General features: G+C 72.7%; 18 protein-coding genes. 12 read left to right on the top strand and 6 right to left on the bottom strand.

Annotated elements, in window-relative coordinates:
* Positions 1 to 699 precede the first annotated feature (699 nt).
* Entirely contained in the window at positions 700 to 849 is a 150-nt protein-coding gene (locus ACFYSC_RS06630; RefSeq protein WP_389957639.1) for a hypothetical protein, read from the top strand.
* A gap of 303 nt (positions 850 to 1,152) precedes the next feature.
* A complete protein-coding gene (locus ACFYSC_RS06625; protein ID WP_389957637.1) occupies positions 1,153 to 2,808 on the top strand; it encodes an alpha-amylase family protein in 1,656 nt (551 codons plus the stop codon).
* Between the two features lie 25 nt (positions 2,809 to 2,833).
* Here the strand turns inward: ACFYSC_RS06625 and ACFYSC_RS06620 are convergent, their stop codons facing one another.
* Positions 2,834 to 3,442, bottom strand: a complete 609-nt coding sequence (locus ACFYSC_RS06620; protein ID WP_389957634.1) for a TetR/AcrR family transcriptional regulator — start codon at positions 3,440 to 3,442, stop codon at positions 2,834 to 2,836.
* 78 nt (positions 3,443 to 3,520) lie between these two features.
* Between ACFYSC_RS06620 and ACFYSC_RS06615 the strand changes: the two genes are divergently transcribed.
* Entirely contained in the window at positions 3,521 to 4,255 is a 735-nt protein-coding gene (locus tag ACFYSC_RS06615) for an SDR family oxidoreductase (RefSeq protein ID WP_389957631.1), read from the top strand.
* A gap of 36 nt (positions 4,256 to 4,291) precedes the next feature.
* Here the strand turns inward: ACFYSC_RS06615 and ACFYSC_RS06610 are convergent, their stop codons facing one another.
* Complete coding sequence (locus tag ACFYSC_RS06610) at positions 4,292 to 4,651, bottom strand: HPF/RaiA family ribosome-associated protein (protein WP_389957629.1); 360 nt, start codon at positions 4,649 to 4,651, stop codon at positions 4,292 to 4,294.
* A 716-nt stretch (positions 4,652 to 5,367) separates the two neighbouring features.
* Between ACFYSC_RS06610 and ACFYSC_RS06605 the strand changes: the two genes are divergently transcribed.
* The 7 genes from ACFYSC_RS06605 to ACFYSC_RS06575 are packed head-to-tail and all read left to right on the top strand — an operon-like array spanning position 5,368 to position 13,712.
* Positions 5,368 to 5,913, top strand: coding sequence for a hypothetical protein (locus tag ACFYSC_RS06605; protein WP_389957627.1), 546 nt, complete (start codon positions 5,368 to 5,370; stop codon positions 5,911 to 5,913).
* Entirely contained in the window at positions 5,907 to 7,067 is a 1,161-nt protein-coding gene (locus ACFYSC_RS06600) for an adenosylhomocysteinase (protein WP_389957624.1), read from the top strand. Before ACFYSC_RS06605 ends, ACFYSC_RS06600 begins: the two co-directional genes overlap by 7 nt.
* Positions 7,064 to 8,764 carry an ABC transporter ATP-binding protein gene (locus ACFYSC_RS06595; protein ID WP_389957622.1) on the top strand — a complete coding sequence of 567 codons (1,701 nt, stop codon included), beginning with the start codon at positions 7,064 to 7,066 and terminating at the stop codon, positions 8,762 to 8,764. Before ACFYSC_RS06600 ends, ACFYSC_RS06595 begins: the two co-directional genes overlap by 4 nt.
* Positions 8,761 to 9,327: an ECF transporter S component gene (locus tag ACFYSC_RS06590; RefSeq protein WP_362931491.1), complete on the top strand. Its 567-nt coding sequence runs from the start codon at positions 8,761 to 8,763 to the stop codon at positions 9,325 to 9,327. Before ACFYSC_RS06595 ends, ACFYSC_RS06590 begins: the two co-directional genes overlap by 4 nt.
* Before the next feature lie 3 nt (positions 9,328 to 9,330).
* Positions 9,331 to 10,149, top strand: a complete 819-nt coding sequence (locus tag ACFYSC_RS06585; protein WP_362931493.1) for an energy-coupling factor transporter transmembrane component T — start codon at positions 9,331 to 9,333, stop codon at positions 10,147 to 10,149.
* Entirely contained in the window at positions 10,146 to 11,654 is a 1,509-nt protein-coding gene (locus ACFYSC_RS06580) for an amidohydrolase family protein (protein WP_389957618.1), read from the top strand. The genes ACFYSC_RS06585 and ACFYSC_RS06580 overlap by 4 nt, the downstream gene beginning before the upstream one ends.
* Positions 11,655 to 11,705: 51 nt before the next feature.
* Complete coding sequence (locus ACFYSC_RS06575; protein WP_389957615.1) at positions 11,706 to 13,712, top strand: nitrate- and nitrite sensing domain-containing protein; 2,007 nt, start codon at positions 11,706 to 11,708, stop codon at positions 13,710 to 13,712.
* Between the two features lie 168 nt (positions 13,713 to 13,880).
* Here ACFYSC_RS06575 and ACFYSC_RS06570 read toward each other — a convergent pair whose 3' ends face one another.
* Both ACFYSC_RS06570 and ACFYSC_RS06565 read right to left on the bottom strand, forming a co-directional pair.
* A complete protein-coding gene (locus ACFYSC_RS06570; protein WP_389957613.1) occupies positions 13,881 to 14,798 on the bottom strand; it encodes a hypothetical protein in 918 nt (305 codons plus the stop codon).
* The gene (locus tag ACFYSC_RS06565) at positions 14,798 to 15,349 is read right to left on the bottom strand and encodes an RNA polymerase sigma factor (RefSeq protein ID WP_389957610.1); all 552 of its coding nucleotides are present in this window, start codon (positions 15,347 to 15,349) and stop codon (positions 14,798 to 14,800) included. Before ACFYSC_RS06565 ends, ACFYSC_RS06570 begins: the two co-directional genes overlap by 1 nt.
* Positions 15,350 to 15,682: 333 nt before the next feature.
* Here ACFYSC_RS06565 and ACFYSC_RS06560 point away from each other — a divergent pair, with 333 nt between their 5' ends.
* A complete protein-coding gene (locus ACFYSC_RS06560) occupies positions 15,683 to 15,979 on the top strand; it encodes a DUF1540 domain-containing protein (RefSeq protein WP_362931503.1) in 297 nt (98 codons plus the stop codon).
* A gap of 98 nt (positions 15,980 to 16,077) precedes the next feature.
* Here the strand turns inward: ACFYSC_RS06560 and ACFYSC_RS06555 are convergent, their stop codons facing one another.
* Positions 16,078 to 16,698, bottom strand: coding sequence for a TetR/AcrR family transcriptional regulator (locus tag ACFYSC_RS06555; protein WP_389957606.1), 621 nt, complete (start codon positions 16,696 to 16,698; stop codon positions 16,078 to 16,080).
* Positions 16,699 to 16,854: 156 nt separating this feature from the next.
* Here ACFYSC_RS06555 and ACFYSC_RS06550 point away from each other — a divergent pair, with 156 nt between their 5' ends.
* Entirely contained in the window at positions 16,855 to 17,712 is an 858-nt protein-coding gene (locus ACFYSC_RS06550) for an alpha/beta fold hydrolase (RefSeq protein ID WP_389957603.1), read from the top strand.
* On the opposite strand, the gene ACFYSC_RS06545 is transcribed toward ACFYSC_RS06550, so the two are convergent.
* Complete coding sequence (locus tag ACFYSC_RS06545) at positions 17,692 to 18,561, bottom strand: hypothetical protein (RefSeq protein ID WP_389957600.1); 870 nt, start codon at positions 18,559 to 18,561, stop codon at positions 17,692 to 17,694. The two genes, ACFYSC_RS06550 and ACFYSC_RS06545, sit on opposite strands and share 21 nt — an antisense overlap.
* Positions 18,562 to 18,723 lie beyond the last annotated feature (162 nt).

The raw sequence follows: 18,723 nt of genomic DNA, 5'->3' as shown, positions 1-18,723 counted from the left end.
GGCCCGATGGGTCCGATGGGTATGACGGGTCCGCAGGGTGAGCCCGGTCTGCCGGGTGCGCCGGGTGAGCCCGGTCCGGCGGGTCCGCAGGGTCCGGAGGGCCCGGTTGGTCCGGCTGGTCCGCAGGGTCTGCCCGGTGACGTCGGTCCGGCGGGTCCGCAGGGTCCGGCGGGTGACACGGGTCCGGCCGGTCCGGAGGGCCCGATGGGTCCGATGGGTATGACGGGTCCGCAGGGTGAGCCCGGTCTGCCGGGTGCGCCGGGTGAGCCCGGTCCGGCGGGTCCGCAGGGTCCGGCGGGTGACACCGGTCCGGCCGGCCCGCAGGGTGAGCCCGGTCTGCCCGGTGCTCCGGGTGAGCCCGGTCCCGCCGGTCCGCAGGGTCCGGAAGGCCCGATGGGTCCGATGGGCATGACGGGTCCGCAGGGTGAGCCCGGTCTGCCCGGCCCGCAGGGTGAGCCTGGCCCGGCCGGTCCGCAGGGTCCGGAAGGCCCGCAGGGGCTGCCGGGTCTGCCCGGTGAGCCCGGTCCCGCCGGTCCGCAGGGACCGATCGGCCCCCAGGGCGACATCGGCCCGGAAGGTCCCCAGGGTCCGCCCGGACCCGAGGGTCCGCAGGGTCCGCCCGGACCCGAGGGTCCGCAGGGCCCGCCCGGGCCCGCCGGAACGCCCGGTGTGTCCGGTCCGCAGGGACCTGGGGGGCGCGTGACCGTGGTCTACCCGCCCAAGCAGGTCGTCTATCCGAGGCCGCTGGTGTACACCCGGCCGGTGATCTACACCCGTCCCGTCGTAGGGGTCGTCCGTGCCTACCCGATCGGCGCGGTCTGCACCACCACGATCGTCCCGCTGTGCTGATCCCGCCGTCCTGAGCGGGATCATCCCGGTCCGCCGGTCGTGAGAGACGCCGGAGGGCCCCGCGAAGGGCCCTCCGGCCGACGGGTCGCACATGTGACCGGCGCTTCGGCGGAGCGGGCGGGTACCGGACGAACAGGAAGGCGCGGGCTTCACGGCCCGCGCCTTTCCCGTGCGGACCCGGGTCCCCGGCTTTCCCGTGCGGGGCCGTACCCCGTGGCCGGCGCCCTCCGGGCGGGACCGTGCTCCGCGGTCCCGCGCTTCCCTCATGAAAGGGCCAAGCGAGGGTAGTGCGGATGCATGCGAATGACCTACACAGCCGACCTCTGGTGGAAGAACGCCGTCGTCTACTGCCTTGACGTCGAGACCTACAAGGACGGCAACGGTGACGGCATCGGCGATTTCCGGGGGCTCGCCCAGGAGGTCGACCATCTCTCCCGGCTCGGGGTGACCTGCATCTGGCTGATGCCGTTCTACCCGACCGAGGACCGCGACGACGGCTACGACATCACCGACTTCTACTCGGTGGACCCCCGGCTCGGCACCCTGGGCGACTTCGTGGAGTTCATGCGCACGGCCAGGGACCGGGGGATCCGGGTGATCGCCGACCTGGTGGTCAACCACACATCCGACCAGCACCCCTGGTTCAAGGAGGCCCGCTCCAGCCGCGACTCGGCCAAGCGGGACTGGTACATCTGGCGTGACGAGCCCCAGGAGTTCGATCCCAAGGCGATCGTCTTCCCCGACAAGGAGGACAGCCTCTGGGAGCTCGACAAGAAGACCGGGCAGTACTACTACCACAGCTTCTACCGCTTCCAGCCCGACCTGAACACCGCCAACCCCGAGGTGCGCGACGAGATCGCCCGCATCCTCGGCTTCTGGATGGAGCTGGGGCTGTCCGGGTTCCGGGTGGACGCGGTGCCGTTCCTGATCGAGGACATCTCCGGCGACCCGCACGAGTTCCTCGCCGACCTGCGGGCGTTCATGAACCGCCGCGACGGCACCTCGATCCTGCTCGGCGAGGTGAACCTGCCCTACCCCGACCTGATGAGGTACTTCGGCGACGGCAACGGCGACGAGGTCACCATGTGCTTCGACTTCATCGCCATGCAGCGGTTCCACCTGTCGATGGCCCGCCAGGACCCCCGGGCGCTGGCGGCCGCCCTGCGCGAGCGGCCCAAGGAACCGGACGACTCCCAGTGGGCCATGTTCGTCCGCAACCACGACGAGCTGACCCTGGACAAGCTCACCGAGGCCGAGAAACAGGAGGTCTTCGACGCCTTCGGCCCCACGAAGGACATGCAGGTGTACGACCGGGGGCTCCGCCGCCGCCTGCCGCCGATGCTCGACGGGGACCCGCGCCGGCTCAAGCTGGCCTACAGCGTGCTGTTCTCCCTGCCGGGCACTCCGGTGCTCTTCTACGGCGAGGAGATCGGTCTCGGCGAGAACCTGAAGGGCGAGGGCCGGATGGCCGTCCGGATCCCGATGCAGTGGTCTCCCTCCGGCGGCTTCTCACCCGACCCGAAGGTCTCGGTCCCCTCGCCCACCGGGAAGTTCGGCCCGCGGAACGTCAATGTGAGCGACCAGCGCCGCGACCCCGACTCGCTGCTCAGGTGGATCATGTTGCTGATCGAGCGCTACCGGGAGTGCCCCGAGCTGGCCTGGGGCGACTACGAGGTGCTGGACACCGGGGACGACGCCGCCGTGCTGGCCCACCGGGCCGACGCCGAGGGCGGAGCCGTGATCGCGGTGCACAACTTCGCGGGCCGCGAGGCGAACGTGGAGCTCGTCCTGGAGGGTCTCGACCACTGCGACACGCTCGTCGACCTGCTGGTGGACGGCACGCACGACCTCCCCAAGAGCGGCAAGCTCGCGTTCACGCTGGAGCCGTACGGCACGCGCTGGCTCCGCGCCACTCCGCGCGACGCGGCGCCGGAGGACAGTTCGGCCAAGAACCGGTGACCCCGGCCCGGACGCCCGCCTGGGATCACCGGGCGTCCGGGTCACGGCCTTCCGGGGGCCAGGCGAGCATGGCGAGGTCGGCGACGCGTTCCAGCTCCTCGCGGCCGGCGCCGTCGCGGGCCTGGGTGGACATGCCCTGGAGGACGCCGGCGTAGAAGGTCGTCAGCGCGCCGACGTCGGTGTCCGCCGGGAGCCGGCCCGCCGCGACGTCCCCGGCGATTCGCTCGGCGATCGCCGCCTTGCCCGCCTCCCTGAGGCGGCGCATGTCCCCCTCCACCTCCGCCGACCCCGGCCCGCAGTTGACCGCCGCGCTGATCACCAGGCAGCCGGGCGGGTGGGACGGGTCGGTGTACTCCGCGGCGGCCGTGCGGAGGAACCGGGCGATCGCGGCCCGGCCGGTCGCCTCCTCGCGCAGCGCCCGCGACGTGAAGGCGCCGTGGGTGCGCTGGTAGCGCTCGACCACCTCGTCGAACAGCCGCCGCTTGTCGCCGAAGGCGGCGTACAGGCTGGGCGGGCGGATGCCCATGGCCGCGGTGAGCGAGGCGATCGAGGTCGCCTCGTAGCCGTGCCGCCAGAACTCCAGCAGCGCGCTCTCCAGCGCCGCGTCCCGGTCGAACTCGCGTTGCCTTCCCATGCCCCAAGTGTAGCGACCGTTAAAGAATCGTGTTACGGTTCTTTCTGTATCGAGCGCTACAAAAACGAGGAGGGCGACATGAGGACAGCTCTGGTGACGGGTGCGAGCCGGGGGATCGGCCGGGCGATCGCGCTGCGGCTGGGACGGGACGGCGTGCGGGTGGCCGTCCACTACGCCAGGGACGAGGCGGCGGCGAAGGAGACGGTCGCGGACATCACCGGGGCCGGGGGCCGGGCCTTCGCCGTACGGGCCGAGCTGGGCGTGCCCGGCGACGTGGACACGCTCTTCGCCGCGCTGGAACCGGAGATCGACGGGCTGGACATCCTGGTCAACAACGCCGGGATCAACGCCTCGGTCCCGATCGAGGAGCTCACGCCCGAGCTGTACGACAGGGTCTACGCGGTGAACGTCAAGGCGCCGCTCTTCATCGTCCAGCGGGCGCTCCCGCTCATGCGGGACGGCGGGCGCATCGTCAACATCACCTCGGGGGTGGTCAGGATCGCCTTCCCCGGGACCATCGCCTACTCCGGGACCAAGGCGGCGATCGAGGTGATGGGCCAGGCCCTCGCCAAGCAGCTCGGGCCGCGCGGGATCACGGTGAACTCGGTCGCCCCCGGGTTCGTCGACACCGACATCAACGCCGACTGGCTGCGCGGCGACCCCGAGGCCGAGGCGTTCGCGGCGAGCCACGCCGCCCTGGGCCGGGTCGGCACGCCCGAGGACGTCGCCGACGTGGTGGCCTTCGTCGCCTCCGACGACGCCCGCTGGGTCACCGGCTCCACCCTCGACGCCACCGGCGGCTCCGGTCTCTGACCGGAGCCGGCTCCATCGGCGGCGTCAGGGGCGGCGTCAGGGGCGGCGCTGCTGGTGACGGGGGTCGCGCTTGGTCTTGAGCTTGTCGAGCTGCTGGATGAGGTCGTCGCGGACCTCGTTCAGCGCCGAGGTCATGTCCTCCTCGCCCGAGGTGGCCACCAGCGGGTCGGTGCCCGCCAGCCGGCACTCGAGGGTGACCTTCTGCTCGGCCCGGTCGCGGTTCTTGACGTTCAGCAGCAGATCCACCGAGCCGAGGGGATGGGAGCGCAGCCGCTTCTCCAGCGGGGTGAACCGTTCCACGATGCCGGGACGCTCGTCGTCGGCGAAGCCCGTGCCGAGATAGAGCCGCTCATCGACGATGTTCACCTGCTCCTCGCCCGCGCTCTTCATCGTCATGGATCCTCCTACCAGCTCGGTGTCTTCTCGTCATGTGGTCCGGCGGCCGAGGGGCCGTTCCCGGCGCCGCGCCGTGCGTCGCCGCGGTCCCGGCCCTTCCCGTTTTCCGCATCGGACCCCGTCGTCCCGGCCGGGCCGCACCCTGCCGCCGACGGTTGTGCTGGCCGTACCCGGCCGTCGGCGGACTATGCGGGGCGTCCCCGGGGGCCGGGCCGGTCCGGGTCCGGTACGGCGTCGTCCTGACGGGCGAATATGCTTCGCATGACCGGAACCAGGCATTGAGCAGAACCTAAAAGGAGAAATCAGCCGTGTACAAGGAGTTCGCAGTCGAAGCCGTGGTGTGGCTGATCCCCGTCATCGTGCTGCTCGGCCTGGCATTCATGATCACTGCTTGATCCGGGCGCGGGCACGGGCCCGGTGGGGGCGACGGCCCCCGAACGCCCGCCGGACGCCGGTCACCTCCCGCCGGGGAACACCGGATCGGCGACCGTGGAGGGGGAGGGATCGCGAACCTCCAGGTCGCCCGTGCATCGCGGGACGTCTCCGCCGGGAACTCCATCGGGAACGGATCCGGGCGACACCGGGCGGTGACCTGCGCGTTGCCGAATTGATCTTTTTCAGGGAAAAATCCTGAAATAAGGGAAAGAGCATTGTCACCGCCCTCGGCTCTCCCCTTTAATCGGATCTTGCGAAAGATCTGATCAGGGACCGGGAAGATGATCGACGGGCATCGCACGGCGCAGACCGCGATCCAGACCATCCTCCGGCTCACCAATCTCCTGATGGCGGGCAGGCGCGTGGCCGTCCTCGGGCGGGAGCCGGAACTGGCCGCGTGCCTCCGCGCGATGGGCGCGCAGACCCTCCTCACCGACCCGGCGGCCGCCCTCGACGGCCATCGGGTCCTGCCGGAGGAGGAGGCCGTGGCCGTCGCCGACATGGTGATCGGAGCCGGTGAGCGGCACCTCTCCCTGTTACGCGACGGGACGATCCTGGTCCTCGCCGGCCCGCCTCCCGGCACCGGAGAGGCCGTCGGGAGCGTCTCCGCCGGGGGACGTTCGGACGGAACCGGAACCCGGCAGGCGGACGGGATCGAAACCCGGCAGGCGGACGAGGCCGGAACCCGGCAGGCGGACGGAACCGGAACCCCCGCCGCGGCGGCCGGCATCCCGCCCGGACTCCGGGGGACGCGCGTCCGCGACGGCGTCACCGCCTACCGCCTCGACCCCGCCCGCGAGGTGTTCGTGCTGGACATGGCGTGCTGACCGACATCAGGGACGCCTCCCTGGCGGCACGCGGGGCGGACCGGATCGCCTGGGCCCGGCGGTTCATGCCGGTGCTGGACGCGGTCACCGGGCGGCTCGATCTCACCGGCCGCCGGATCGGCCTGGTGCTCGTGCTGGAGCCCAAGACCGCGAACCTGGCGCTGGCCCTCGCCGGAGCCGGGGCCGAGGTAATCGTGACCTGCGCGGCGGGCGAGACCGACGACGAGGTGGCGGCGGCCCTGGCCGCCGAGGGGATCTCCGTACTCGCGCGTTCCGACGCCTCGCCCGCCCAGGACCTCGGCTTCGCCCGGCGCGTGCTCCGCGCCGGACCTGACGCCCTGGCCGACGACGGTTCCCGCGTCGTACGGCTGGCCCATGCCGAGGACCTGGTCGGGAACCTCGCCGGGGCGGCCGAGGAGACCACCAGCGGCCTGCGCCCCCTGCGGGTGATGGCGGCCCGGGGCGAACTGCGGATACCCGTGCTGGCCGTGAACGACGCCCGCTCGAAGTACCTGTTCGACAACGTCCACGGGACCGGCCAGTCGTGCGTGATGGCCGCGGCGGACCTGACCGGGCTCCGGCTCGCCGGGTCGGTCTGCGCGGTGGCGGGCTACGGCCACGTCGGCCAGGGCGTGGCCCGCTACGCCCGCGCGCTCGGAGCCCGCGTCCTGGTGTCCGAGGTGGACCCGTTCGCCGCGCTCCGCGCCCACCACGACGGCCACGAGGTCCTCCCGCTGACGGAGGCGTGCGCGCAGGCCGACCTGGTGTTCTCCGCGACCGGTGTCGCGCGCACGATCACCGGCGGGCACCTGCGGGCGATGCGGCCCGGCACGGTGGTCGCGGTCGCCGGGGGAGTGCCGGATGAGGTCGAGGTGGCGGAGACGCCGCCGGGCGTGACCGTGCTCGCGGACGGGGAGTGCGTGAACTGCGCCGCTGCGGAGGGGAACCCGATCGAGATCATGGATCTGTCGCTGTCGGTTCAGGCGCTCGCCCTGGAACACCTGCTGGCGTACGGTCCCGCGCTGGAGCCGGCCGTCCACCCCGTGCCGGAGGAGCTCGACGAGCGGATCGCCCGCGCCAAACTGTGCGCGCTGGGCGTCGCCCTCGACGAGCCGTCCGCGTCCCAGCGGGACTTCCTGGGGAAGGGCCTGTGATCGTCGAGGTCGCGGGCGCCTCGGTCCGCTACCGCTCCACCGGCCAGGAGGTGCTCTCCGAGGTGGACCTCGCCGTGGGCCCGGGGGACCTGACCCTGGTCAGCGGTCCCTCGGGCGGCGGGAAGAGCACGCTGCTGCGGCTGCTCAACGGGCTCATCCCGCACGCCTACCGGGCCGAGGTCACCGGCGACGTCGTGGTCGGCGGACGGCCGGTGGCCGCGCAGAGCGTCAGGGAGCTGTCCACCGTCGTCGGCACGCTGCTGCAGGACCCGCGCAAGCAGATCGTCGGCACCGTCGTCGACGCCGAGCTGGCCTTCGGCCCGGAGAACCTGGGCCTGCCCAGGCCCGAGATCCGCCGCCGCATCGCGGAGGTCACCGAGCGGGTGGGCATCCGGCACCTGCTCGGCAGGCCCACCGCCGAGCTGAGCGGCGGTGAGCTGCAGATGGTCGCCTTCGCCGGGGTCCTGGTGATGCGGCCCCGGGTGATCCTGGTGGACGAGCCGCTGGCCAACCTCGACACGGAGGCGAGCCTGCGGCTGATGCGGGAGCTGCGCCGGTTCGTCGACGACGGCGGCGCCGCGCTGGTCGTCGAGCACCGGGTCGAGGAGATCCTCCGCTTCGCGCCCAGCCGGGTCCTCTACCTCGCGGAAGGACGTGTCCGGTACTCGGGTGACGTGCCCGGTTTCCTGGCCACCGCGCCAGTGGAGCACGTGAAGCTGCCCTTCGGAACGCTGGTGGCCCGCGCCGCCGAACTGCCCGCCGCGCCGGCCCTCCCGGGCCGGGAGACCGCGGCTTCCGGTCACACGCCCGGTCACACGCCCGGTCATGGGCCCGGCCGCGGGACCACGGCGCCCGGCTCCGCGCCGGACGGGGAGGCCGCGCGGCTCGGCTACCGGGGCGCGGCCCTCGGATACGGCGCGCGGACCGTGCTCGACGGCGTGGACCTGGCGCTCGGACCGCGTGAGCGGGTCGCGATCCTCGGACGCAACGGGGCGGGCAAGTCCACCCTGCTGCGCGCCGCCGTACGGCTCCTGGAACCGCTGCGCGGCGACGTCACGGTGGACGGCGCGCCGGTCACCGAGCGGTCGACGCTGGAACTGGCGACAACCTTCGGCTACGTGTTCCAGAACCCCGGGCAGGCGCTGTTCTGCGCGACGGTCCGCGACGAGCTGGCGTTCGGCCCGCGCAACCTGGGCCGGTCCGCCGAGGAGATCGAGCGGGTCTCACGGGAGGTGCTGCGCGCCATGCTCCTCGACGACGAGGCCGACGTCATGGAACGCGCGCCGCGCACCCTCTCGTTCGGCCAGCAACGCCGTCTCACCGTCGCCCTGGCCCTGGCCATGCGGCCCCGCACGCTCATCCTCGACGAGCCGACCGCCGGGCAGGACCTGCTCAGCACCACGCGGTTCATGACGCGGGTCTTGGACGCCGCCGAGAGCGTCTACTTCATCACCCACGACGTCGACCTGGCACTGACCTCCGCCGACCGCGTCGTCGTGGTCGACGAGGGCCGGATCGTCGCCGACGCCGCCCCCGCGGCGCTCGCCGGGGACTCCGGACTGTGGTCGCGTGCCGGACTCCGGGAGACGAGCCTGGTCCGGGCCGTCCGCGACCGCGTCCGGGACGGGGAAGCGGTCCCTCACCCGTTCGATCTCGCGCGCCTCACCCCCCACCAGGAAGGAAGCACACACCCATGAGCACCGAGGCACTGCCACCGCGCTCGTCGCAGTGGGCGGTCAACTCCAGAACGGTCGTGTTCGGCGCCGTCGGCGCGGCGCTCTACGCCGTGCTCGGTCTGATCAGCATCGTCATCCCCGGCACCCAGAACGTCGCCGTACGGCCCGCGTTCGCCCTGGTGCCGTTCTTCGGCAAGCGGTTCGGCGTCATCGCGGGCTTCTTCACCGGCTTCGTCGGAAACCTCATCATCGACCTCATCCAGGGCGGCGGCCTCACGTACTGGAACTGGAGCGTGGCCAACGGCCTGGTCGGCGCGGTGGCCGGGCTGATCTTCGCCGCGATCCCGCCGATCGCGAACGAGTTCGTCCGGATCGTGGTCACCGCCCTGGGCGCGCTCGCCGCGACGGCGATCGGCCTGCTGTTCGTGATCACCGACATGTTCCTGATCGCGAACACGAGCTTCGACACGTTCCTCTTCTCCAACTACCTGCCCGCACTGCTGACCAACGGCCTCGCGGTCGTCATCCTGACCCCGGCGCTGGACGCCGCCTGGGAGCCGCTCGCCAAGCGGGCCGGGCGCTAGCCGATGGACGTCACGCCACGGTATCTGGGTGCGGGCTCCTTCCTCGCGCGGCGTGATCCGCGCGTGCTCCTGCTGGTGCCGGTGCTCTATCTCGTGGCGGTGGCGAACATCGCGGACCTGCGGGGCATGCTCCTGTGCGCCGCGGTGGCCCTGGTCTACTACCGCGCCGCGCGCATCCCGTGGCGCGAGGTCAGGGCCAACTGGTTCTTCGTGCTGTTCTTCACCACGATGCTGGTGCTGGTGAACAGCGTCTTCACCCCCGCGGACACCCGGTCAGGGGCGGGGGAGGCGCTGTTCGCCATGCCGATCACCGGGACCGAGGTCCGCGTGGTCACGCTGTCCTACGCGGCCGACCTGCTCGTCCGCTACGGCTCGCTGGCCGCGGTCGGCTTCCCCGTGGCCTTCGCCATCGCCCCCACCGACTTCGGCGTCGCCTTCGCCCGGCTCCGGCTGTCACAGCGCCTCGCCTACGGCGTGGACCTGACGTTCCGTTTCCTGCCGTCCACCGCCGTCGCGATCCGGGAGACCATCGACGCCCAGCGGGTGCGCGGCTACGACCACAGCCGCAGCCGCAACCCGATCAGGAAGCTCGCCTCGCTGCGGCCGATCGTCGTCCCGGTGACGGTGAACGCCCTCGTCGACGCCGAGGACACCGTCAACGCCATGGACCTGCGCGGTTTCGGCGCCAAGCACCGCACCTGGATGCGCGAGCTCGGATTCGACCGCGCGGACCGCCTGGTCCTGGCCGCCTTCGCCGCGCTCGCCGCGGTGATGACCGCCGCCAAGGTGTGGGGACCGTTCGGCGAGGTGTGGATTCCGTGATCCACTCCGCGCCGCTGGTCCTCCCGGTCAGCGCCCCCTTCGTCCGCGACGGCGCCCTGGTCGTACGGCACGGCCGCGTCGCCGCGCTCGGCCCGCGCCGGGAGATCCTGGCCGCGTGGCCCGGTGAGGCGGAGACCCGCTGGGAGGGGATGCTCGTCGCCGGGCTGGTCAACGCGCACACCCACCTGCAGTACACGCACATGGCCGAGGTGGGGCGGCGCGCCCACGCCTCCTTCGAGGAATGGTCCACGGCCTTCGACGAGGTCTACCACGCCCTCTCCTCGACCTCCTCGGCCTCCTCGACCTCCTTGACCTCTGCGGATCCTCCCGCCGCCTCTCCCGTCCCGGAGCCCGGGGCCTCCGGCGCGGCCTGCGCCGGACCGGCCGGCTGGGCCGCCGCCGCGCGGGACGGCGCCCGATGGCTGCTGCGGTCCGGCACCACCTCGGCGGCCGACGTCGTCACCGACCTCGCGGCGGCGCACGCGTTGCGCGACGCGGGGCTGGGCGGCCTGCCGTACCTGGAGACCCTCGGCGACACCGACGCCGACTGGGCCGCGTCGGGGCGCGAGCGGTTCACCGCCCTGCTCGACGCGGCCGGTCCGCCGCTGGGGGTGTCCCCGCACGCGCCCTACACCCTCGACACCGGGACGCTGCGGGACGTGACCCGGCTCGCCCGCTCCCGGGGCATGCGCCTGCACGTCCACCTCGCCGAGGGAAGGCACGAACGGGAGTACACGGTCTCCGGGACCGGGCCGTTGGCGCGGATGGTGCGGGAGCTGGGGTTCGACTTCGCGATCCTGCGTGAGGGCGGCACCGGGCTCGGGCCGGCCGCCTTCCTGGACGCGCTCGGCATGCTCGGACCGGACTGCCACGTCGCGCACGGCGTCCATCTCGACGCCGCCGACCGGGCGCTGCTCCGCGGGCGCGGCACCGCCGTCGCGCTCTGCCCGCGCTCCAACCGGACGCTCGGCGAGGAGGGGCCCGACGTGGCCGCCCTGCTCACCGAGGGCAACCCGATCGCGGTCGGCACGGACTCGCTGGCGTCCTCCCCCTCACTGGACCTGCTCCACGACGTGGCGGCGCTGCGCGACCTCGCGGTACGGCAGGGCTACCGGGCCGGTGACCTGGACCGGCGGCTCGTCGAGGCCGCGACGCTGGGCGGCGCCCGCGCCCTGGGGATCACCGGGGGGCTCTCCGCGGGCGGCCCGGCAGACTTCGCGGTCTTCGACGTCGCCGCCGGGCGGGAGCCGTACCGGGCGCTGGTGGAGGAGGGGGCGGGCCGCTGCGTCGCCACGGTCGTCGGCGGCGCGACGCTCTGGGACGCGGCGCGTTCCGGATCGGCCGATCACGGACCGGCGGTTCACGGATCGGCGGTTCACGGGCCGGCTGGTCACGGGCCGGCTGGTCACGGGCCGGCGGTTCACGGATCCGCGGGTTCCGGGGCGGTGGGTTCCGGGGCGGCGGACGCCGGGGTCACGGATTTCCAGACGGCGGGCGCCGGCTGATGTCAATTTCCGATTTTTCCCTGTATCTGCTCATATTCCGGGCGTGGTGACATGGCATCCCAGACCATCCGCTTCAAGCTCTACTCGCTGCTGAGCCTGCCCATCGTGGCGCTCATCGCGCTCTGGACGTTCGTCACCGGCCACGTCGTCGGCGACTTCTTCACCCTGCGCGAAGCCACCACCCTGTACGAACAGATCTCCGAACCCGCCACCGAGCTGGTCATACGCGTGCAGAACGAGCGCAGGTTCTCCGCCATCGTGCTCAGCACCGCCACCCCCCGCCCCGGGACGCTGACCGACGTCCGCCGGCGGACCGACAAGGCCGTCACCGACTTCCGCCTGCGGGCCACCTCCCAGGAGGCCGACGCGGTCACCACGCCCGAACTGGCCGCGGCGATCGACCGGGTCGTCACCGAGACCGAGAAACTGCGTTCCGTCCGCCGCGACGTCGACGCCGGGGCCTCCGACCGGCTGGAAGCCGTTCAGGCGTTCAGCCGGATCGTCGACGCGGTCTACCGGCTCCAGGACAAGCTCGTCACCATCTCCGAGGTCGAGCTCTACCGGCAGGCCGTCGGGCTCCAGCGGATCGCGCACGCGCGCGACCTCATCTCCCGGGAGGACGCGCTGGTCTCCGGCGCGATCCGTACGGGAACACTGGCCCATGACGAGTACGAGGCGATCGAGGCGTTCGCCCCCAACCGGCGGCTGCTGCTCGTCGAGGGCACGTCGACCCTGGACGACGAGCTGCGCGCCCCGTTCCAGACGCTGCTCGACTCCGCCGTCCACCGCCGGCTGACCGGCCTGGAGGACGAGATCGTCGACACGTCCAAGCTCCCCAGGGACTCCGGCGCCTGGCCCTCCTCGGTCACCGCGGTCGGCGACGAGCTCGACCGGCTCGTGATCACCCAGTCGGGGGCGCTGAACGAGCGCGCGGACGACGCCGCCGGCGGGATCATCCTGCGGATCGTCCTGGCCGGAGGGCTGGGCCTCGCCGCGATCATCGGCGCCGTGGTGCTGTCCGCGCGCCTGGGCCGCGGCCTCGCCGCGGAGCTGGGCGGCCTGCGCCGGGCCGCCGTCGAGCTGGCCGAGGTACGGCTGCCGCGGGTCGTCGAACGGCTGCGCGCCGGTGAGTCGGTGGACGTGGAGGCCGACGCCCCGGCCATCTCCACCGGCGGAACCACGGTGGAGATCGTCGACGTCGGCCGGGCGTTCGCCAGCGTCCAGCGGACGGCCGTCGAGTCGGCCGTGGCGGAGGCGAAGCTCCGCCACGGCTTCAACCGGGTCTTCCGCAACCTGGCCAGACGCACCCAGTCGCTGGTCCACCGCCAGCTCTCCCAGCTCGACGCCATGCAGCGCAAGGCCACCCGGCCCGAAACGCTGGACGACCTCTACCGGCTGGACCACCTCACCACCCGCATGCGCAGGCAGGCCGAGGGACTGGTCATCCTGTCGGGGGCGACGGTCGGACGCTCCTGGCGTCACCCCGTCTCCTTCGTGGACGTGGTCCGCGGGGCCGTGGCCGAGGTCGAGGAGTACCGGCGGATCGAGGTGCAGCCCATGCCGGACGTCAGGCTGGCCGGGTCCGCCACGGCCGACGTCACCCACCTGCTGGCCGAGCTGCTGGAGAACGCGACCGTGTTCTCCCCGCCGACCACCCGGGTGGACGTCCGGGGCGAGGCGGTCGGCTGGGGTTTCGCGATCGAGATCGAGGACCGCGGGCTCGGCCTTCCCTCGAACGAGATCACCGAGATCAACGAGCGCCTGTCCCACCCGCCCCGGTTCGACACCGTCGACGGCGAGCAGCTCGGTCTGTTCGTGGTCGGCCATCTCGCCGCCCGCCACGGCATCAGGGTCACGCTCAGCCGTTCACCCTTCGGCGGCACCGTCGCGATCGTCCTCATCCCGCAGTCCATGCTCGCCGGCCCCGAAGCCGATTCCGGAGCCGCAGACTCCGAAGCGGGCCCCGAGGAGGCGGGGTCCCCGACGGCCGTGCCGGCGGAGAACACGCCCGGAACGGCCACGCGGGGAGAGGTCACCGCCGCACCCGTCGCCGAATGACCTCCGCCGCCTCCCGTACGGCGAGCGCGGCGGCCAGGCAGGGACCGAGAGCGGAGACCGGTCCGCTCACCCGCCGGGAACGCGTCCGGGAGAGGGGAGGGACCGGTCCGCCGGAGGCCCCGCCTTCAGGAAGCCCTTCAGGAGGCCGGAGTGCTTCGGGCGGCCGGCTCAGGAGCCCTCGGGGCAGCGGGCGTCCATCGGGCGGGGAGCGCCGTTCGGTGTGGGGACGGCCAGTACGCGCGCCCTGCCCTCGGCGCTCATGACGCCGTCGTGGACGTACCAGTCGCCCGGCGTCGAGGTCTTCTCGCCCCGTTCGGCGCCGTAGTGGGTGAACTCCGGCTCCACGCCGCGTGCCCGCAGCATCGCCCGCACCTCGTCGACGCTCCTGTTGACGTAGTCCACGCAGTGAAGCGGCTCGCCGGGCATGTCGATGCCGGGCGGCATCTTGTAGGTCTCGCCGGGACGGGCGTTCCGGCCGAGGAAGATCTCGCCTTTCTCCCTGAACCCCACCGGCACCCTCAGACCGATCGAACAGCCCGCGAACCGGACGCAGTCCCCCGGAGCGTCGATGGTCTTGATGGCGTCCTGCTCGGGGATGACCCGCCCCTGCCGTATCCCCTCGTGTCCCCCGTTGAGCACGACCATCTGGCCGACCAGGCTCGGAGACGTCGGTACGAGCATGAGCGTGATGTCCAGTCCGCGGGCCTTGAGCTCGCGCTCGTACATCCCCGGGTCGGCGTAGAGGTCCTTGACCGTGATGACGTAGTGGTCGCCCTCCTGCTTGATGTCGAGGGTGGCGGAGGCCGGGGCGGTGCCGAACAGGCCGGGAAGCGCCCAGCTCAGCATCGTCACGGCCGCGGCGATCCCGGCAACGAGCGGCATGGCGGACCGCCGGGGGAGCCGTGAGGGGCCGCGGGGGGCGGTGACGCGCGGGCGGTGTACGCCCGTGGAGAGGCGACGGCGGAGCCCTCCGGCGGCGGGGACCGGCATGGCGGTGATCTCGTCCAGCAGCTCCCTGGCGCCGGGGGTCATGCCGGGTCCGGGGTCGGGGGCGATCCCGGCGACGAGACGGTCGATGTCGGGCATCAGATCCTCCCTCTCACCAGCGCGACCGCGCGCGAGCCGTACCTGGTCACGTCGAACCCGGCCGCGTGCAGCTCCCTGGCGAGCCGTCTGCGGGCCCGGTGCAGCCGCAGCCGCACCGCGCCGTGCGAGCATCCCAGCACCTTCGCGATCTCCTCACCGCTCAGGCCCTCCCAGCTGGCAAGGGCGAGCAGCTCCCGGTCCTCGGGGCGCAGGCGCATGAACGCCTGGCGTACGCCGACGGCGTCGTCCTCCACGAGGTCCTCGGCCCAGACGGTCAGCTCGGCGCGGAGCCGTACGGCCAGCGCGGACCGCCGGGTCTCCTCGCGCCGCCGGTTGGCCAGGACCCGCCGGGCCACCCCGTACAGCCAGAGCTTCGCGTCGTGGCCGTCGGGGATGTCGCGCATCCGCCGCCAGGCCGTGGTGAACGTCTCGGCGAGCGCGTCGGCGGCGTCGTCGGGGGAGCCGGTACGGCGCCGCACGTAGGCGAGCAGGTCGGGATAGTGCGCCTCGTAGATCTCCTCGAAGCGTCCCTTCGGGTCAGGGGAACCCACGCTGTCGCCTTTCGCCGGGTACTCGTCACCCTGCACCTGTCCGGGTGCGGCGCGGTGTTACGCCTCCACCGATATTTCCGGGAAAAGCGGTACTCCGGGGGTCGGGCGGAGCGGCCGGACAGGGGCGACTGAACAGGAGTTGACCGGACGGGAGACGGCTGAACAGGAGACGGCCGGACGGGAGACGGCCGGACGGGGGTGGCCGGACGGGAGGCGGAGCGGCGGAACGGTGGCTGGCGAAGATTTGGGACCGAGCCGGGCTTGGCGGAGACCGCTTTTCGGTACGAACCCTCTACTCAGCGTGATGCTTCGAGGGTGCGAGGAGGACTTCCGATGGAGATGCCCATCGTGAACCGATGTCAGGCCGAGAACTGCGCGTACAACAGGGACCAGGGATGCCACGCGCTGGCGATCACCGTGGGTGACCGGCGGCACGCGCGGTGCGACACCTTCTTCACCGACTCGGTCAAGGGCGGCGATCCGGCCGGCACCGGCCGCGTCGGCGCGTGCAAGATGGCCGACTGCCGGCACAACGAGCAGTTCGAGTGCCAGGCGCCCGGCATCGCCGTCGGGGCGGGACAGGGCGGGGCCGACTGCCTCACCTACGACCCCGTCTACCAGACCGCCTGACCGCCCCGCCTGCCGGACCGTCTGGCCGCCCGGCTGCGCGGCCCGTCGTCCGGTCCCCGGGGCCCGTCATGCGGTCCCGAAGGTGATCGAGGGGCCGGTCACGAGACCGGGGCCGGAGGCGGGTCCGGTGCCGGAGGCGGGCCGATGACGTCCACCAGTGCCCGCAGCCCTTCGACCACCTCCGGCCCGGTCGGCGACTTCTCCGGGTCGATCAGCCACTGCACCATGACGCCGGAGAGCAGCGCCATCTGCACCGAGCCGAGCGTGCGCGCCGCCGCGTCGGCGATCTTCTCCTCCGGGACCCCCGACAGCAGCGCGGTCAGCCCGCGACGCCCCTCCTGCTGGCTTCCCGACAGGTGACGCCGCAGCTCGGGGGAGTGCTCCGCCTGCAGGGCCGCCTCGATGCTGGCCAGCCACAGCCTCCGGCTGGCGGTGAACGACTCGATGATCCGCGTCCACATGGCCTCGTAGTTCTCCGTCGAGGAGGAGCCCGTGTCGCCGTAGGCGGCGAGCGTGCGCCCGGTCTCGGTGCCCCACTCGTCGATCGCCTCGATGAGCGCCGCGATGAGCAGCGCGTCCCGGGAGCCGAAGTGGTAACCGATGGCCGCCATGCTGACCCCTCCGGCGGCGGCCGAGATGTCGCGGACGGTGGTCCGCGCCCACCCCTTCTCCTCCAGGCAGCGCCGGGCGCCGGCGATCAGATCCTCGCGATTTCCCATGCCGGGATGTTACTGGCCTCCCCTCCATCTGGCGGTCCGTTGTTGCGCAAATGCATTAGGCATATGCATTGCGCAAATGCGCAAAACGGCGTAGCGTTCCGGTCACACGCCACCGGGGCGTGACCGCGACACCGTGAGACCGCGAGAGGGCCAGCCATGAACCAGACCACCGCCCAGCCGGCCGCCCAGACCACAGCCCAGCCGACAGCTCAGCCGACCGCCCCTGTCCGGGCCGGGTTCCGCATCGACGGGCGGCGCCTGTCCTACGTCGACTTCGGCGGCCCCGGCCGTCCCCTCATCGCCCTGCACGGCCACATGTCCGAGGGGGCGAGCTTCGCCGAGGTGGCCGCCGCGCTGGCCCCGGAGTGGCGGGTCATCGCCCCCGACCAGCGCGGGCACGGCGAGTCGGACCGGGCGTCCGACTACTCGCGCGAGGGGTACGTCGCCGACGTCGTCGCTCTGCTCGACCACCTCGGCCTCGACCGCGCCGTGCTCCTGGGCCATTCACTGGGCGGCATCAACGCCTACCAGCTCGCCGCCCGCCACCCCGAGCGGGTCTCCGCGCTCGTCAACATCGACGCGCCGGTACGGCTCGGCCTGGACGGTGGCCCCGACCCGATGGCCTTCGTACTCTCCCTGCCGTACGAGGCGCCCACCCGCGAGGCGATGATCGAGGGGATGGGCCACTTCGCGCCGTTCTTCGCCGACGCCCTGCGGGAGAACCCCGACGGAAGCTGGCGCCTGCCGTTCCACCCCGAGGACATCCACGCATCCGAGCAGGCCAACCGCGGTGACCACTGGGCCGACTGGACGGCGGGCGCCTGCCCGGCCCTGGTGATCCGCGCCACCCGGGGCGGCGTCATCTCCGCCGGGGACGCGCGGGCCATGGTCGAGCGGCGGCCCGGCACCCGCCTCGTGGAGCTGGAGACCGACCACTTCGTCTACGCGGCCGACCCCGGGGGCGTCGCCTCCGCCGTCGCGGAGTTCCTGCGCTCAGCCGCCCTGATCGGCTGAGGGGGCGGGCGTGCCGCAGGTGAAGCCCTCGTCGTGGTCAGGCTCCAGCTCGATCCGCCGGAGTACGGTCTCGTCCATCGGGCGGCGGAAGGTCTCCCGCTGGGCGCAGTCGTAGAACGCGTAGGTGCCCTCGTGCTCACCGAGCAGCAGCAGGGGCGTCCCGCCGTACAGGGGAGTCCCCTTGCCGGGGGCGGCGGCGACCACCCACTGGTCCTGGAAGCCGGCCAGGCTCAGCACGATGCTCCCCCGCCCCGTGGCGGCGAGCGCCTCCGCGTCCGACTCCAGCTGTCCGATCAGCGCGAAGCCGAGCCCGATGCCGGTGAACGCGGCCATCACCACCCGCATCCCGGCCCGGCCCGCCGGGCGGCGTCGCAGCAGCCGGAACGGCACCAGGAAGGAGACGGCCCCGATGACGGCGGCGACCAGCACGACCGAGGCGAGCCCGGCGCCCTCGTCGAGGTCCAGGTAGCCGAGGAAACCCCAGTACGTCGCGCCGCACCACACCGCGCCCAGGGCCGCCGCCGCCCACGGCCGCGCCCGTACGGCGCGGGCCAGCCTGGCCGCGTGCCCCAGGGTGGCCCTGTTCATCAGCCAGCAGAGGGCCACCAGCGCGCCCAGGACCAGCGAGCCTCCAAGGATCAGCAGGATCAGTGATCCCACCAGGCGCCCGAACATGGTCGCCTGGTCGATGCCCGCCTGCTCGGGGCTGATGTTGAAGATCCCGTACATCTGCTGGACGCCGAGGTAGAGCAGGGCGTAGAGCGCGATGCCCACCAGGAGCACCACCGAGCCGATCCGTTCCAGCAGGTCCATGGCGCTGCCCTGGACGGTGGCGTCCCTATCGGTCATTTCGCGATTTATCCCGTGTTGGCGTGCGCTGTCCGGGACAGCGTGCCACACCGGGACCCGCGCGGGCATCGGGAGTCCCACGCGGTGCCCGCGCTCATGGGCGCCGCGCCCGGCGGCCGGCCGCCCCGGGCCCGTCACGCGTCACGGGCCGGGCGGGGCGGA

The organism is Streptosporangium sp. NPDC004379 (assembly GCF_042873875.1).
Taxonomy (GTDB): domain Bacteria; phylum Actinomycetota; class Actinomycetes; order Streptosporangiales; family Streptosporangiaceae; genus Streptosporangium.
Note: the sequence above shows the minus strand (reverse complement) of the source record. Positions and strands in the feature narration are given on the sequence as shown.

Excerpts from the sequence above, each read along its gene's own strand:
- ACFYSC_RS06615 (WP_389957631.1), top strand. The coding sequence starts at position 3,521 with ATGAGGACAGCTCTGGTGACGGGTGCGAGCCGGGGGATCGGCCGGGCG.
- ACFYSC_RS06585 (WP_362931493.1), top strand. The coding sequence starts at position 9,331 with ATGGACGTCACGCCACGGTATCTGGGTGCGGGCTCCTTCCTCGCGCGG.
- ACFYSC_RS06570 (WP_389957613.1), bottom strand. The coding sequence starts at position 14,798 with ATGCCCGACATCGACCGTCTCGTCGCCGGGATCGCCCCCGACCCCGGA.
- ACFYSC_RS06625 (WP_389957637.1), top strand. The coding sequence starts at position 1,153 with ATGACCTACACAGCCGACCTCTGGTGGAAGAACGCCGTCGTCTACTGC.
- ACFYSC_RS06545 (WP_389957600.1), bottom strand. The coding sequence starts at position 18,561 with ATGACCGATAGGGACGCCACCGTCCAGGGCAGCGCCATGGACCTGCTG.
- ACFYSC_RS06575 (WP_389957615.1), top strand. The coding sequence starts at position 11,706 with ATGGCATCCCAGACCATCCGCTTCAAGCTCTACTCGCTGCTGAGCCTG.
- ACFYSC_RS06555 (WP_389957606.1), bottom strand. The coding sequence starts at position 16,698 with ATGGGAAATCGCGAGGATCTGATCGCCGGCGCCCGGCGCTGCCTGGAG.
- ACFYSC_RS06560 (WP_362931503.1), top strand. The coding sequence starts at position 15,683 with ATGGAGATGCCCATCGTGAACCGATGTCAGGCCGAGAACTGCGCGTAC.
- ACFYSC_RS06605 (WP_389957627.1), top strand. The coding sequence starts at position 5,368 with ATGATCGACGGGCATCGCACGGCGCAGACCGCGATCCAGACCATCCTC.
- ACFYSC_RS06610 (WP_389957629.1), bottom strand. The coding sequence starts at position 4,651 with ATGACGATGAAGAGCGCGGGCGAGGAGCAGGTGAACATCGTCGATGAG.
- ACFYSC_RS06620 (WP_389957634.1), bottom strand. The coding sequence starts at position 3,442 with ATGGGAAGGCAACGCGAGTTCGACCGGGACGCGGCGCTGGAGAGCGCG.
- ACFYSC_RS06550 (WP_389957603.1), top strand. The coding sequence starts at position 16,855 with ATGAACCAGACCACCGCCCAGCCGGCCGCCCAGACCACAGCCCAGCCG.
- ACFYSC_RS06590 (WP_362931491.1), top strand. The coding sequence starts at position 8,761 with ATGAGCACCGAGGCACTGCCACCGCGCTCGTCGCAGTGGGCGGTCAAC.